The sequence below is a fragment of the Paenibacillus sp. 1A_MP2 genome, from assembly GCF_052244825.1.
Lineage (GTDB): Bacteria > Bacillota > Bacilli > Paenibacillales > Paenibacillaceae > Paenibacillus > Paenibacillus vandeheii.
The window spans coordinates 2,807,127-2,823,046 of record NZ_JBQQCS010000001.1; the positions used below are offsets into that span (position 1 = coordinate 2,807,127).

At 46.7% G+C, this 15,920-nt stretch carries 10 protein-coding genes and 2 pseudogenes; 7 read left to right on the forward strand and 5 right to left on the reverse strand.

Translation table 11 applies throughout. From position 1 onward, the window contains the following. Nucleotides 1-223: 223 nt before the first annotated feature. The 3 genes and pseudogenes from yaaA (at nt 224) to ACTWJ7_RS13750 (ending at nt 3,114) form a co-directional block, all read left to right on the forward strand. Nucleotides 224-897, forward strand: a pseudogene (gene yaaA, locus ACTWJ7_RS13740) (peroxide stress protein YaaA). A gap of 769 nt (nt 898-1,666) precedes the next feature. Further along, a complete protein-coding gene (locus ACTWJ7_RS13745; protein WP_301877721.1) occupies nt 1,667-2,425 on the forward strand; it encodes a hypothetical protein in 759 nt (252 codons plus the stop codon). Between the two features lie 410 nt (nt 2,426-2,835). Beyond that, entirely contained in the window at nt 2,836-3,114 is a 279-nt protein-coding gene (locus ACTWJ7_RS13750; RefSeq protein WP_367620503.1) for a DNA methyltransferase, read from the forward strand. A 135-nt stretch (nt 3,115-3,249) separates the two neighbouring features. Here the strand turns inward: ACTWJ7_RS13750 and ACTWJ7_RS13755 are convergent, their stop codons facing one another. Then, complete coding sequence (locus ACTWJ7_RS13755; protein WP_301877720.1) at nt 3,250-3,471, reverse strand: hypothetical protein; 222 nt, start codon at nt 3,469-3,471, stop codon at nt 3,250-3,252. A gap of 604 nt (nt 3,472-4,075) precedes the next feature. Between ACTWJ7_RS13755 and ACTWJ7_RS13760 the strand changes: the two genes are divergently transcribed. Beyond that, a complete protein-coding gene (locus ACTWJ7_RS13760; RefSeq protein ID WP_301877718.1) occupies nt 4,076-4,357 on the forward strand; it encodes a DUF6809 family protein in 282 nt (93 codons plus the stop codon). A gap of 159 nt (nt 4,358-4,516) precedes the next feature. Here ACTWJ7_RS13760 and ACTWJ7_RS13765 read toward each other — a convergent pair whose 3' ends face one another. Together ACTWJ7_RS13765 and ACTWJ7_RS13770 are read right to left on the reverse strand one after the other, a co-directional pair. After that, entirely contained in the window at nt 4,517-5,881 is a 1,365-nt protein-coding gene (locus ACTWJ7_RS13765) for a right-handed parallel beta-helix repeat-containing protein (protein WP_301877717.1), read from the reverse strand. 562 nt (nt 5,882-6,443) lie between these two features. Beyond that, a pseudogene (locus ACTWJ7_RS13770) lies at nt 6,444-7,922 on the reverse strand (catalase); the annotation flags it as partial. Nucleotides 7,923-8,118: 196 nt separating this feature from the next. On the opposite strand from ACTWJ7_RS13770, the gene ACTWJ7_RS13775 reads away from it, so the two are divergent. Continuing rightward, entirely contained in the window at nt 8,119-10,101 is a 1,983-nt protein-coding gene (locus ACTWJ7_RS13775; RefSeq protein ID WP_443145538.1) for an ATP-dependent DNA helicase, read from the forward strand. A gap of 135 nt (nt 10,102-10,236) precedes the next feature. On the opposite strand, the gene cysK is transcribed toward ACTWJ7_RS13775, so the two are convergent. Then, complete coding sequence (cysK, locus tag ACTWJ7_RS13780; RefSeq protein ID WP_218671917.1) at nt 10,237-11,196, reverse strand: cysteine synthase A; 960 nt, start codon at nt 11,194-11,196, stop codon at nt 10,237-10,239. 302 nt (nt 11,197-11,498) lie between these two features. Continuing rightward, nucleotides 11,499-11,882: a hypothetical protein gene (locus ACTWJ7_RS13785; RefSeq protein ID WP_301877715.1), complete on the reverse strand. Its 384-nt coding sequence runs from the start codon at nt 11,880-11,882 to the stop codon at nt 11,499-11,501. A gap of 453 nt (nt 11,883-12,335) precedes the next feature. On the opposite strand from ACTWJ7_RS13785, the gene ACTWJ7_RS13790 reads away from it, so the two are divergent. Beyond that, nucleotides 12,336-14,627, forward strand: a complete 2,292-nt coding sequence (locus tag ACTWJ7_RS13790) for an InlB B-repeat-containing protein (protein WP_443145539.1) — start codon at nt 12,336-12,338, stop codon at nt 14,625-14,627. Nucleotides 14,628-14,656: 29 nt separating this feature from the next. Next, entirely contained in the window at nt 14,657-15,898 is a 1,242-nt protein-coding gene (locus tag ACTWJ7_RS13795) for an S-layer homology domain-containing protein (protein WP_443145540.1), read from the forward strand. Nucleotides 15,899-15,920 lie beyond the last annotated feature (22 nt).

A 15,920-nucleotide genomic window follows, 5' to 3' on the forward strand; every position in this document is an offset into this window, starting at 1 on the left:
GTATCCTATTGTGGTTGAATTTAAGGACAATTCACAAGAATATGTGGCACACCGAGAAGAGCAATGAGTGCAACTAAAGCTTGATACTTATTCCAAAATCAATTGAATTTCTATGAATTGTAATGAACAAAGCAATCCATTTGTGGGCTAGTTTGTTCTTTTTTAGTTCTGAAAAATGAAAATCGACACGGATTATATAGCTTGTCAGCAGATGCCCCGCTTTATGAACGAGTCAGAACAACTACTGGGTTTGCTTCAAAAGTTAACCTATGATGAACTCAAAGCGTTATGGAAGTGTAACGATGCAATCGCCGAACTGAATGTGGAGCGGATTCAGAATATGAATTTGAAGGACAATCTGACGCCAGCCATCTATGCCTATGAAGGTATTCAGTATCAGTATATGGCTCCGGTGTTTTTCAAAATGAGGAACTGGCGTATCTTCAGCAGCATTTGCGCATATTATCCGGTTTTTATGGCATGTTACGGCCATTGGATGGTGTTACACCTTATCGGTTGGAGATGCAGGGCAAGTTTCAAGGTCCGGGCTTCAAGTCCCTATATCAATTTTGGGGTAGCAAACTCGCAGATCAGCTTCAATCGGAAAGCAATTGCATTCTAAATCTGGCTTCCAAAGAGTATAGCAAAAACATCACTCCTTTTCTGAGCGAGGAAACAAGGTTTATCACTTGTGTATTCGGACAAATGGTCGAAGGGAAGGTCATTGAAAAGGCAACCTGGGCCAAGATGGCCAGAGGCGAAATGGTACGTTATATGGCAGAGCACAAGATTACAGATATAAAGGACGTCAGGAGCTTTGATCGGCTAAACTTTAGTTTTTCAGAAGAACTATCCGACGAGAATACGTTTGTCTTCGTACAAGAAGAGGGAAAATAGCCAGCTCTATACCGGTGAGTTTCCTGTACATATTGTGAAAAGGATGTTGGCACGTCCGGAAGGAACATGTTGAATCAGGAGAACGATCTTCAGTGGAGTGTTTACTTAAACTTCTAACCGAAACTAAGAACCCTCTCATAAGAAAAGAGTTTGCAATTGTACTAAAAGACATTGGCGATAATTGGGGGAGAATCTGCTATTTAAGGCGTTGCAGGTCCGGTAAACTGAACAGACTGAACCAAGAAAGCTAAGACGAAGGTAATATGCTACACCAGTTGGCGAAACTGATTCATGGGGAAGCACGCCGAGAATCTTTTGAAGTTCGATGGCTGAAATAGCTGTCGTCTTGAGCCGATTGCAGTTATTGAACGAGCCTGAAAGATTTTTGGGCTCGTTTTGCTTTAATAAAGTATCACGTGTGATAACTAAAAATTATATTTTGAACCCTAGCATACTGGCTTCATCATGAGATCAAGTTGAACTCCGTTTGACCATTTTTCAGTGACATTAGGAGGATAGAAAAGTCGGGAATGAAACACACAGCTGCAATAGCGTCATATGACTGGGGCGTTCCTCTTCTCGCTTTAAATATGGTTACTAAATGCTAATTGTGAACATATAATGGATATATGAATATATAATTGTAAATTTTATGTAAAACTTATATGAAAATCATTGTTTTATTAGGATAATTATGGAACAATTGTAATTGATCTCTTAGATCGAAAAAATTGCTGAGGTGGTTTTATTGTCTAGGGAAAGGAAGTTTTTGTTAGTAGCATTGAGTTTAGTTCTCTTCCTAACGATTGTTGGTTTCCAGCAAGCTAGGGCCTCAGAAGCTACAATTGATGAACAAGAAACAAAGGTGGTGGTTCCCGATGAACTTCTTATTAAAACATCAGAAGGAGTCAAAGGAATTGAAATTAAAACGCCTGACGGAAAAATAGAAGTCAAAAGGGCTATCGTTACAGAGTATGTTCCTGTTAACTCGACTGCTTATTTGCTAGCTACTGGCCAAGATCCAATTGAAAACAAACTAATCAAAGTGGTGGATGTTACTTACCTTGATGAAGAAAAGAATGACGACTGGAAACATGAAGTAGCACCTGCAGCAATCGGTGACTTATATGCTAAAAATCCGAGCGCTGAATATGCAACAGTTAACCCTAACTATGTAGTTGCTTCCGTAGAAGAGACCGGAAGTTCTGGCGGTATATTAACACTTTCTCAATCTGTGACGGTTGGTAACTCCTTTAATGCTAGCGTAGGTATCAGCGCATCAGTTGTGTCTGCAACTGTTGGTTATAACGTATCTCAAAGTTGGACATCAACCGCATCCTTCAGTGAGAGCATCGCGAAGGACGATCACAAGACGGTGATTAATGCATACAATCGTTACATGACAAGACACTACGAAGTTTGGAAGAAGGGACTTTTCTCTGACAGTTTGGAAACTCATGGTACTTCAGATCGTCACGTTGGCTTCAGGTTTGATCTACTCCGAATTCCTGATTATCCTAGTATGTAATGAAATAGTGATTAAAGTAAAGGAAACGACGGGTTTGTTCCGTATCATCGGGACTCACCTGTATTTTGTTCCTTGACACCCGCCGTACAACGTTGCCGTTGAAAGTGACTCTTCCCACCTGGCCGCTGACGGGCGGGAGACAATAATGAACGACGAAATGCCCGCAGAGTTTGCGGGCTTTTTGCATTCCGTATTTGAGAGGTATGCCGAACATATGGTGCCAACGGCGGGGATATACGTCTTTCATCCATCTTCTTACCAGTGCCAGTTCGAGGTCGCATGAACGCGGCAGGCATTGTAATCCGGAGTCAATGCGTATGGGTGAAGAACGCGGCTTCATTCGGTTGGTCGCAGTACCGTTGGCAGCATGAGCCGGTATTCTACGCTCATTTAAAAGGAAAGGCCCCAGCTTGGTTGCGACCGCCGAGACCACGGTATGGCGCACTGGCCTCCCTTTGGAGGAACCTGAACCATCCACGGTCTGGGAAGTGTCCCGTCGTGACATCGGCAAGTACGTTCATCCGACACAAAAGCCGCTAGAGTTGCTGGCAATACCGATTAAGAACAGCAGTCGTCCAGGCAACTCAGTGGCGGATTTCTTCGGCGGAAGCGGATCTACTTTGATGATTTGTGACCAACTGGATCGGCCGTACCATGGAGATCGATCCGAAGTTCTGCGACGTTATTAAACGGCGGTACCGGGAAGCAATCGGCATCAAGCCTGTGCTAGTTTGTCGTGTTGGTTCTGAACAATAAACCAGATGATAAAAAGCTGTTTGGATCAATAAGCAAGATTTCAAATTCAAATAACTAACATATTTACCTTAATACATCTGAGGTAATGGAGTTCCTGGAGGTCTCCACCAAGATTCAACGGTTCTCCAAGCAGTATCAAAATCGTAGCCTTTTCCCATTAAATATCCAATGGCAACTGCTTCTGTTAATGCATGTTGATACCCAAGGTACTGGGCTTCTCGTAATCCATGTCTAACAACCGGGCTTATGGTTACAAGAGTTTGATGTTGAAGATGTTGTTGGTTAGTCATATTCATTTTTTACTCCTCACTTTTAATAAATGATTTTTAATAATATATGAGGGTATAGGCAGAGGCGGAACATGTCTTTTAAATATTTCAACTGAGATTGTGCGACTGCTCGTTCAACTAATGGAACACAATAACTCAATAAATCAGATTAGCAATTACAAATTCAAATTTGGCTACCGAGGACTTAATGAATAGTAAGAGATATTCGAACTGACTCGGAAACCTTTATTGTTTAGATGTAAACGTCTTTACCAGGGCTATTTGGTTTTGCTTTCAGCATGAAAGGACTTAGCAACGGGTTTTTAAAACTCAAGCCGAATCACTTTGATGGATATGGCCTTCTTACATCTGTCCGATTTAAAAGATAATCTGTACTTGTCTGATGATAGTCAGCCAACTTAATCAGTAAAGCCGTTGGAATGTCCAACTCGCCTCGTTCATAGTTGCTATATATGCGTTGACTACAGCATGATAAGCTTCTTTTGGTGTTTGAGGCATGGTTTAACTTTAACTTTGACTCAATAAAAAAACACTAGCGGATTTCCCGCTAAATTCGCATCTGGCCTCATTCCTTAATGTACAATCTTCCTGAGGTGACTTTACCATGAAGGATAATATGTCAAACCTGATCGAGGATTTGTTTCACGGAAACCTCCGGTTGGACGAGTCGATTCATCCTGAGCAGGCCGAGTATCAGGAAATTAATCGTCAGATATCGGACCTGATGCAGGACTACAAAACACGGCTTGCGGGGAACGAGTACGATGCTTTAGAGCAACTGATAGACTTGATCGGACAATCTACATCTATGTACGTGGAAGCAGCGTTTGAGCAAGGTTTTCGCACAGGCGGTAAACTCATCATTGAGGTTTTATGCAAAACGTGAGTATCTATTAGGGTATGAACAGCAACTCAAAAATCCCTTTCACCAACACCAGCAATTCGGCTGGCATAGGGAAGGGGATTTCATGTTTAATCCGTTTCTTTTACTCCACATGTGCACTCAACACACATATCTTACTCTAACTCCAAACTACGCTACAACCTACCGCGCTCCAATATTCGTACCCGACGGCGTACCCGAGCCAATCAGATCACTGCCTGTGGCAAGCTTCAGGAAGTTGCCCAGGACAGGCGTTCCATCCGTGCTGCGCGTCACCGAAGGCACAAGGGAGACAAAGTCGGCTCCGCTGGCGAGCAAGCCTTTGGCGTTTTCGCTTTTTTTGTTTTTCCACCAGACGTTGGTGCTGCTGACGTCGGTTCCGCTGGTTTTGTCGCTGGCGCCGCCTTCGAAGGACAAGTTGTTGGTGAAGATATGTGTGCCTACATCAAAGGCAAAGTTGCTTTGACCATTTTGCCAGGATGTATTGTTTTTCATCTGAATGGAACCGGGATTGCTGTTATAGGTGAAGCCGTGCTTTTTATTTTGAAAAGCAATGCTGTTCTCCACAATGTGATTTACCGCGATTTTCTCGCCGCCCAGCTTGAAGCCGTTACCGTCACTATTGGAGGTGGATGTCCCATCCGAAGTTTGCCCGTTGTGATGGGCGATGCTGTTGCGGATCGTGACGACGCCAATGGCGCCTGTGTCCGTTTTACTGTACAGATCCCAGCCATCGTCCACATTATAGGCAGCGATACAACCGTCGAACAGGTTACCTGGGCCTACTGTCAATTTGGCAGCAAAGCCGTCTGCATCTTCTCCGTCATCCGGATCATAGTTATCATGGGAATACGAGCGAATAATTTCATTGTAGGCAGGCCATTCGCTGTTTGCCGCAGTAGAGGCATAACGGCCGAGCTGAATACCGGTATCCCGGTTATGGTGAGCTTCGATCTGTTCCAGGCGGTTATAGCTGCCCCCGATAAAGATACCGTTATCACCCGCACCCTTCACTTCAAGCCCTTTGACGAGCCAGTAGTCTCCGAACATTTGCAGCCCGCGATTGGTGGAGGCGAACGCTTGAGCCGAGAAATCAAAGACAGGCTTTTCCGACCCGTACGCCACCAGATTTTTGCGCTGTCCCGATGCACCACTGTTGCCTCGCTCAATCGTAACGGTTTCCGAGAAACTGTACGTGCCACCGCGCAAATATATCGTTTTGCCCGGTGCGATCTGGGTTAACGCGTTAGCCAGTGACGTAGGACTCGCAAGGGTTCCGGGGTTACTTGCTGAGCCACCAGGAGCGACGTATAGATCACCTGCAGCAGCGAGTGCAGTGCTGGACACAGCAACGGATTCAGAGGGATTTTGCAGCCCGCTCTCGATCAGCTCCGCAGCACCGGCCGTTCCACCACTGAGCAATAATAGAGGGATAGCGGCACTCAGACAGATGTGAGTCATTTTTGATTTCAGCGAACGTTGAGATGTTGCATGTGCATAAGTAGAAGCAGGGGTAAATAATTTCATTACGCAAACCTCCTTAGTAATTGGGAAATGAAGTCCTAGAGGACACAGGTTCATGGTAAATGTTGTAAACGGTATCATCAATAATCATTTGATCAGATGGACTCAACCTGCTGACAAGCCTTATATAACTGGTCGGAAATGGAAATTCATAGGAGTAGCGCATAATCCTGCGCTCAGTTCATGTTCCTCATTTAACAGGGGATCATCTGAAATGAACATAGGAAGAGCCCCTTTTCCCAGCAAACAGCATTATCCATACCTCCAATCAGCCGAAATCAACTTCACAATATTTAAAATGGAAGTGTCCGCGTGATCAGCTCACAGGCTGCTTTGGATGGAACGCCAAATACCCCCGATAGCAGGCTGCATCAAGCAGTCTTAGCTACCAGGGGTTATGAAACGTACCTATACGTTGCTACAAAGCATGTCCGCTGCCTTTAAAATAAACATCAGCTAAACCAGCCAGTCCTTAATACGGATCTGCTTCATGGCTGTCTTTGGCAGCCTGTTCAATAGTAGGCTCATGTTTGGGTTGAACTGTGGCGCTGTCATCGGTTGAAACGGAGGATAATCCTTCCGCTACCCGACGTCCATAATCGGCATCCGCTTGTGTAAAATAGAAGATCATCCGCTCACGAATATCCGGTTTGCATGTAGCTAAAGCATCTACCAGATTGCTAATCAACTCGTTTCGCTCCCAATCCTTAAATGAACGGTAGGTATCACCGGCTTGTCCGAAGTCATTGGTCCGCTCAATTTTTTCACGAACAAGATGACCTTCAATAAGAGGTTCATGTTCCTTGCCGCGCGGAGCTGCTTCCTTTAAGCCACCCAATGAGGAAGGCTCATAGTTGACGTGTGGATTTTGACCCGGCGCACGATCGACCTGATATTGCATCTGCCCGCCGCTCTGATTGGTGGCTACCCGCTTTTTGGGTGCATTGACTGGCAGTTGCAAATAGTTGGCTCCGACCCGGTGACGCTGGGTATCGGAGTAGGAGAAGGTGCGTCCTTGCAGCAGCTTGTCATCCGAGAAATCCAGTCCATCCACAAGCACACCTGTGCCAAAAGCCGCTTGTTCCACTTCATTAAAATAGTCCTCGGGATTACGGTTTAAGGTCATTTTTCCAACAGGCAAAAACGGAAACTGCTCTGGCGGCCACAGCTTGGTTGGGTCCAGCGGATCGAAGTCCAGTTCAGGATGCTCGCCGTCCTCCATAACCTGAACACACAACTCCCATTCGGGATAGTCTCCGCGTTCGATTGCTTGATACAGGTCCAGGGTGGCATGGTTGAAGTTCTGTCCCTGAATATCGCTGGCGTCCTTCTGAAGAAGGTTCCGTATCCCCTGATTGAGCGGTTCCCAGTGATATTTAATGAGCACGCCTGTGCCTTCCTGATTCACCCATTTATATGTATTGACGCCTGATCCCTGCATTTGCCGATAGTTGGCCGGAATTCCCCAAGGGGAGAAGAGAAACGTAATCATATGGGTCGCTTCAGGGCTGAGGGAGACAAAATCGAAAAATCGTTCCATATCCTGTGCATTGGTCAGAGGGTCCGGCTTGAACGCATGCACCATGTCCGGGAACTTGAGCGGGTCACGAATGAAAAAGATTTTCAGATTGTTGCCCACCAGATCCCAGTTGCCGTCCTCGGTATAGAATTTCACAGCAAATCCGCGCGGGTCCCGCAGCGTCTCCGGGGAATGTCCGCCGTGAATAACCGTGGAGAACCGAACGAAGACGGGCGTTTCTTTACCTTTTTCCTGAAACAGACGTGCGCGTGTATACTTCGATACTGGTTCATCCCCGGCCGTCCCATAAGCCTGAAATACGCCGTGAGCGCCAGCGCCGCGGGCATGCACTACCCGTTCCGGAATACGTTCGCGGTCAAAATGGGTGATCTTTTCGAGAAAGTGATAGTTCTCCAGCGTAGTCGGTCCCCGGCTGCCGACGGTTCGAACATTCTGATTGTCCGTAATGGGGTGACCCTGACGATCCGTTAATGTCTCAGACGCTGATTCGGGGAATGCTTTGATTGAGAGTCATCGTGTTTCAAGATGGAACACCGCCTTTCCTTATGATGGATTCAAATATATATTTTCCCTGCGAGCCCGTTCTATACATCAATTCCATTAAAAAAAGCTTGTCACCCACCCCATCGCGTGGGATAATTAACTTTTGCCCAGTGGCCTTTTTTGAACGGAAAAATAAAATTGGACCGCTTGTATAAGAATGGAGGCTGACCTAGGATTGTCTACACAACGTTATCCTTTTGCATATGATCCGGCTGAACCTTTTGTATCCCGTCTGGGAGAGTGGGTAGCCGATGTTTTTTACGATATTTTGCCAGAGTTCGGTTTCGAGGTACGGGATGAACAGATTTTTATGGCGTACCAGCTCGAACGGGCCTATGGAGATAAAAAGACCATTATGGCGGAGGCCGGTGTCGGAACAGGCAAGACGTTAGTCTATCTGCTCTACGCGGTCTGTTATGCACGTTATACGGGCAAACCGGCGGTGATCGCCTGTGCCGATGAGTCCTTGATTGAACAGCTTGTGAAGCCCGGCGGAGATATTGCAAAGCTGGCTGCACATCTGGACTTGGAAGTGGACGCACGTCTGGGTAAGTCACCGGATCAATACGTCTGTCTGAACAAATTAAGTGCGATGCGATTTGCGGATGAGGATGCGCCTGTTATTGAAGAAGTGCATGAGAGTCTGCCGGATTTTGTGAATACGCCGGGTACACTTCAGGCCTTCCATCCGTATGGTGATCGCAAACAGTATCCACATCTGAATGATCGTCAGTGGAACAAAATCAACTGGGACCCGTTCCAGGATTGTTTTGTTTGTCCCAAAAGACAACGCTGCGGTCTGACGCTGTCGCGTGACCATTACCGTCGTTCCAAGGACATCATTATTTGTTCCCATGATTACTACATGGAGCATGTGTGGACCTATGAAGCGCGCAAACGCGAGGGTCAATTACCATTGCTGCCTGATCACAGCTCCGTTGTATTTGATGAAGGACATTTGCTGGAAGAAGCGGCCCTGAACGCACTGAGCTACAAATTGAAACACCGCATCTTCGAGGAACTCGTGACTCGTCTGCTTGAAGGGGAGATCCGTGAATCCCTTGCGGAGCGTGTGGATGAAGCGATTGAGAGCAGTGAACGATTGTTTGCGCTGCTGGATACGTATACGGTGGCAATTCCCGGATCGGAACGAAAAGAAGTCCGGGTAGAACCGCCGCTCCTGCGTGAGATTGAACGGCTGACCAGCGTATTGGATGCGATCGGCGAAGAATTGGTATTTGAGAGCGGCTTGTTCTCGCTGGATGGCTATCAGATGCGTGTCGTGGAAGAGCATCTGGACATGATTCAGTCCGCACTTGCGTTGTTCCGTAAGGAAGATGGGTACATCTGCTGGGCCGAAGAGAGCGAGGACGAAACGACCTTATCGATCATGCCGCGTACCGTGAAGGAAATTCTGAACGAGCGCGTGTTTAATACGGGTATTCCGATTGTCTTCTCTTCTGCAACGTTATCTGTGGATAGTTCATTCCGTTATGTGGCAGACAGCCTGGGGATTGATGATTTTGTATCGTTCTCCGTCGCTTCCCCATATGACTACGCGGACAAAATGCAGATGAAGATTACAGATGAAACCGTACCTGGTCACCCGGAAAACGAAAATCGGTTGCGTGACGCCGTATCGCTGCTTCAGGAGAGTGGGGGCCGTGCGCTGATCCTGTTCCGTACGATGGAGGAATTGCGTGCGTTTAAGCAAGACATTGCTCAGGTCCCTGAGGCACAAGGATTACGCTTTATGTATGAGGGTGACCGGGAGATCAGTGACCTGATAGCGGCTTTCCAGCAGGATGAGGAGAGTGTGCTATGCTCCGTCAATCTGTGGGAAGGGCTGGACGTTCCAGGACCGTCATTATCCAATGTCATGATCTGGTCGCTTCCATATCCACCGCAAGATCCTGTCTTTAATGCCAAACGCAGTGCATCGGCAGCGCCTTACGAGGAGGTCGATCTTCCGTACATGCTGCTGCGTGTGAAGCAAGGTCTGGGGCGTTTGATTCGGACGAGCAGTGATTCAGGGACAGCTGCGATTCTCGACGAATCGTTGTACAGCAAAAAGGAAGCCAAAGACCGCATTGCGGCCCTGCTTCCCGAAGGTGTAGAATGGACAACCCTGACACACTAGTTCACATTCATATTTAGATTCTTTAACTGGCTCCTTTCCAGAGTAAGTACTTGTACGCTGCGGATTCAACGTCCGGCTGTGATCAAGCGCTCATTTTGGAGGGGAGCCTTTGACTTGTGTAAGAATTCTTCTTTGTTAAAAAATACCCATGCTCAAATACCGTTCCCCGGTATCAGGCGCAATGCAGAGCACACGGTGACCCGGCCCCAGTTCCCGCGCGATGCGCAGGGAGGCCCACACCGAAGCGCCAGAGGAAGGGCCGAGCAGCAGCCCTTCCCGGGCAGCAAGCTGCCGCATCGTATCCAGTGCATCCTCATCGGACACCTGGATAATGGCATCCCACACGTCGGTATTCAGAATGTCCGGAATGAACCCCGGACTTGTACCGACGAGCTTGTGAGGTCCGGGCTCGCCACCGGACAGCACCGGAGAACCTTTCGGCTCCACCGCATAGATGCGAATGTCCGGCAGCTGCTTGCGCAGTTCTTCGCCGGTTCCGGTAATGGTGCCGCCAGTTCCCGCCGTGGCGATGAAGGCATCCAGCTTGCCTTCCATCTGCTGCATAATTTCGGGAGCCGTGGTAATCCGGTGAATATCCGGGTTCGCCTGATTCTCGAATTGCTGGGGAATGAAGCTTCCCGGAATGTCGGCCTGAAGCTCTTTGGCCTTGCGAATCGCACCGGGCATCCGCTCTGCCGCAGGGGTGAGCACCACATCTGCGCCGTAGGCTTTCAGAATATTGATGCGTTCCTTGGACATGTTGTCCGGCATGATTAGAATGGCTTTATATCCTTTGGCAGCCGCGTTCATCGCAAGACCGATCCCGGTATTGCCGCTGGTCGGCTCGATAATGGTTGCGCCGGGAAGAAGAAGCCCAGCCCGTTCAGCCTGAACGATCAGGTTATAGGCGGCACGGTCTTTAACGCTGCCGCTGGGATTGAAATATTCCAGCTTGACGTATACGTCAGCGGAATCGCTGCCTGTAAGTCTGTTCAGTCTGACGGCAGGTGTCTCGCCGATCAGTTCGGTAACATCTGCGGCAATGCCTGTATGTGCAGGTGTTTGATTTTTAATTAAATGCGAATTCAAGTCCATGAAGTACAACTCCTTGATTGATAAGACGTTGAGAGCTAATCCGGTTGAAATCAAGTCTACTGAACAAGTCTGTCCCGCCGCTATTGGCTGGCAGGCTTGTTTTTGTAATAGGAATTGAATTCAGACCCTGCCTTATTGGAATGGTTGGATATATCTCTTTTCTATCTTAATGAACAGAGTCTCCCGGGTCAACTTGTTTCATGTAAGGAGAAGAGATCCGAATTTGAGCGGGCATATGACGAGAAGGTCCAGCGGATCATTCAGCCAGAATCATGTCTGGGTACAGTATGGGCCGAGTTGCATCAAGTCTGCGTCAAGTCCATATCGAGATGTCGACTAAGCTCTTTTTTGACTTCATTCCGCGCAAACGTCCACAGCATATAGAACCGCTGCAAATATCCTCTGCACAGATACTGGGTTTCGATCCCATCGACTTGCCGTTTTTCCTCCAGAACCTTGACGCCACGGGTTCTCATCTGTTTGCGAAGCGTCAGCATTTCCTTGAGTACTTGATTCTGAATACGGGTCAGGGACAGGATGTAGACTTCCGGCATTTTGAGCTGCAACGTATCCAGAGTACGAATATCCCGTTCAAGTACATCCAGCAGCAGAGTGCGTACAACCATGCTTTTAATCAAACGGTGGTCTTCATCCGCAGGGGATGGGGCGGAAGAGGAGGATGACATACTTTCACTTCCTTAACCATGATTATAAAATCGATTCAATTAAGAACAAATGTTCCTGTTCTGTATTATAGTCAGCATAAGCTTGGCTCATACAGGTTTCAACCTGAAATTTTTTACAATCCCTTTATTAAGCATAGGACTGATGCGTTGAATCCCTTATCTAATTATGGGTCCAAGGCCATATTCGGACACTGTTATGCAATAGAGAAAATCCAATTTTAGCTTAATGTTCAGAATTGGTTCAGAATCAATCGTTATACTGTCTGTACATTACGTAATTACATATGAAGGGGGAGTAAAAGTTAGAGATACATACTGGATGAGTATAAGCAGCCAATGCATCTATCAGCAAAGTAACCGGCTTTTTAGTAGATTTCGTAGGATATGCATGTAGATAGAGTAAGGGTTATAGAGTAACAATCGGATGTTATAAAGCAAAGGGAGAGGATGAAGATGATGAGTAGAAAGGTGCTAGAGGTTAAAAAGACAGTTGCGATGCTGTTGGTGTGTCTGTTAATTTTCGGTGGTGTTCCCGGATTCCAAACGTTGGGCATGGATCGCGCCTATGCTGCGAGTGGAGTTTGGACAGATGTAGGTGGCGCTGGATTCACGGCAGGGCAGGTAGAAAATATTTCGTTAGTTTTTGATCGGGAGGGTACACCTTACACCGTTTTTAGGGATTTAGAGAACGACAATAAAGCAACGGTTCTAAAATACGTTTCTGGGGCGTGGCAATCTGTTGGATCGGTTGGATTTTCTGCTGGTGAAGTGTGGAGTTCCTCGCTCGCATTTGATTCTCAGAATACTCCACATGTAGCTTATCAGGATATGGACAATGAAAGTAAAGCTACTGTTATGAAGTTCAACGAAAATCAATGGGAAGTTGTGGGCAGTGCTGGTTTTACGGCTGGAGCAGCAGTGTACGTTACACTTGCATTCAGTCCTGATGACACCCTCTATATTGGTTACCGAGATCATGCTGCAAATACTAAAGTGACGGTTAAAAAATTGAATGGAAATCAGTGGGAGACGGTTGGCTCTGCCGGTTTTACGACCGGAGTTGCACTGGAGATGTCCAAACTGATTGTAGATGCGAACGGAATTCCTTACTTTGCTTTTAAAGATTCAACGAATAATAAATTGACTGTAATGCAATTTGCAGGTGGTTCATGGAAAAATGTAGGGACCGCGGCATTTACAGCAGGCGCAGCATCATATCCTTCCTTAGTGTTTGGGCCGAATGGTGTACTTTATGTTGCATTTCAGGACGGTTCCAACAGCTATAAAGCAACTGTAATGAAACTGAATGGCAGCCAGTGGGAAGTGGTTGGGAACGCAGGATTCTCATCCGGAAGTGTATATAACTTGTCTTTGGAATTTGATCCTCTAGGGGTGCCTTATACTTCTTTTAGAAATTCAGTTAATCATAGCATGGAGCCTCAGGGTGTAATGATGAAACTTGATGGGAATCAGTGGACCATGGTCGGAGGGAAGCCGTTCTCTGCAGGTCAAATAAGTGAAACTTCGCTTGCTTTTGGTCCGAACGGGATGCCTTATGTTGCTTATGTAGACAACTCAAAAAGTAATAAAATGACGGTCATGACGCTTTCTACTTTACATTCAGTGGGTTACAATGCCAATGGTGCGACCACAGGAAGTGTTCCAGTAGACAATCTGAAATATGAAAAAGATACAACAGTGACAGTGTTGGATAACGCAGGAGCACTGGAGAAGGAAGATTATCAGTTTACAGGTTGGAACACAGCCGCAGACGGGAGTGGCACCAGCTACATCGTAGGAGATACTTTCTCGATGAATGATAGTGATGTTACGCTGTATGCACAGTGGCAACCCCTTTATGTAAATATTAGTTTTGAATCGAACGGCGGAACCGAGATTGAAAATCAAAAGGTGAACTACAATAGCTTGGCAGTAAATCCTGATGCTCCGGAAAAAGCGGGATACACGTTCTCCGGCTGGTATAGCGATATCCAGTTGCTTCAAGCTTTTGATTTTAATACAAATCTGACGCAAAATATTACGCTTTATGCGAAGTGGAAGTCATCTACAGCAACACTCTCAAGTCTGACGGTAAGTGCAGGGCAGATGACACCGGACTTCTCTGCGGAGGAGCTTGATTACCTCGTGGATGTCGAATCTGATGTGACGAGTGTGAGCTTCTCCTTGAGCAAAGGAAATGAAGGACAAGGCGTAATCGTAACAGGCGCAACAGGTGAGACGGTGACAGATGGTATATACACATATACCGTTACAGATCTGGTATACGGTCCAAATCCTGTAATTATCGATGTTCAAGCAGAGGATGGCAGTAGTAACAACTACACACTTAACTTTAATCGTATTGACATCACTAACGCCAAACTAAATGCAATGAATCTAACTAATGTCACATTGTCTCCGGTGTTTAACACGGATGTAGAGTTGTATGAAGCGACGGTCAGCAGTTCGGTCAGCACGACTGAGATTAGCGTTGAACCAGATCAAACAGGTGTTACTGTGAAAATTAATGGTGTTAGCGGCAATAGTACACTGGTGCAATTGGTCAGTGGTATCAATACAATTACGATTGAAGTGACTGCGTTGGATGGAGTAAGTAAGAAAACGTATACGTTGAACATTAAGCGCAATAGTGATAATTCGGGAGGATCGGGTGGAAATGGAAACTCTGGTGGTTCCAGTTCTGGGGAAGCAGTGCAGCGACACCAGCGACTAACCCTGTCGTAACTCCGCCAACCACAGGTGCTCAGGTGCTCGTGAACGGTAAAGCCGAGAACGCAGGCATCCTAACCACTAGCGAAGTGAACGGACAAAAAGTTGTAATTCTTTCAGTGGACGCACGTCTCATTGCACAAAAACTCCAAACTGAGGGGAACAACGCTATCGTCACGATTCCCGTGACAGGCAGTGGCCCAGAAGATCGGATTGTTGGTGAACTGACAGGTCAGACCGTCAAACTCATGGCTGACAAACAAGCAGTGCTGGTGCTTCAAACAGATATTGCCTCCTACACGTTACCTGCACAGCAGGTGAATATTGAGCAACTAGCTCAGCAACTTGGTGTGAATTCTGACAATTCTTTGGAGAACATCAAATTGCGCATCGAAATTTCACAGCCATCAGAAGCTACCATACAGACAGCACAGTCAGCAGCTGAGCAAAATGGATATGCTCTTCTGGGGTCACCGGTTGATTTCAAAGTAACAGCCGCCTTTGATAACAAATCCGTGAGCGTGGATAAGTTCAATAGCTATGTATCACGTACGATTGCATTACCAGGTAACGTTGATCCAAATCAGATCACCACAGGTGTTGTAATAGATGAAGATGGTACTGTACGTCATATACCAACGAAAATTACACAGGTCAATGGGATATACCATGCACAGATTAACAGCTTGACCAACAGTGTATATGCCGTCATCTGGCATCCGCATACATTCACCGATGTTGCCAGGCACTGGGCCGAGATCGACGTGAATGATATGGGTTCACGTATGGTGATCCAAGGCATCACGGACACAACCTTTGAACCGAATCGTGGGGTTACACGTGCAGAATTCGCAGCTATCCTGGTACGTGGTTTGGGGTTGAAGTCTGGAGAACAGGTTAACTCCTTTAAAGACGTGAACGGAAGCGAATGGTACGCGGATGCTGTGAACACGGCGTCCAGCTACGGTTTAATTGATGGATATGAAGATGGAACATTCCGTCCAGAAACACAGATTACACGTCAGGAAGCTATGGCTCTCATTAAACGTGCTACGAAACTGACTGGAATGAATACGAATGTGCCTGCCGATGACGTTAAGGAATGGTCTGATTACGCAGACGCCGAGCAGGTAGCAAGTTGGGCGAAGGAAGCAGTATCAACCAGCATCTACACTGGACTTGTGTCTGGACGTGGAAAAGATACGATTGCCCCGAAACAATCGATTACCCGCGCTGAAACAGCAGTAATTATACGTAGGTTGCTTCAACAATCCGGTCTGATCTAGAGTTTTTCTGAATTATTGAATT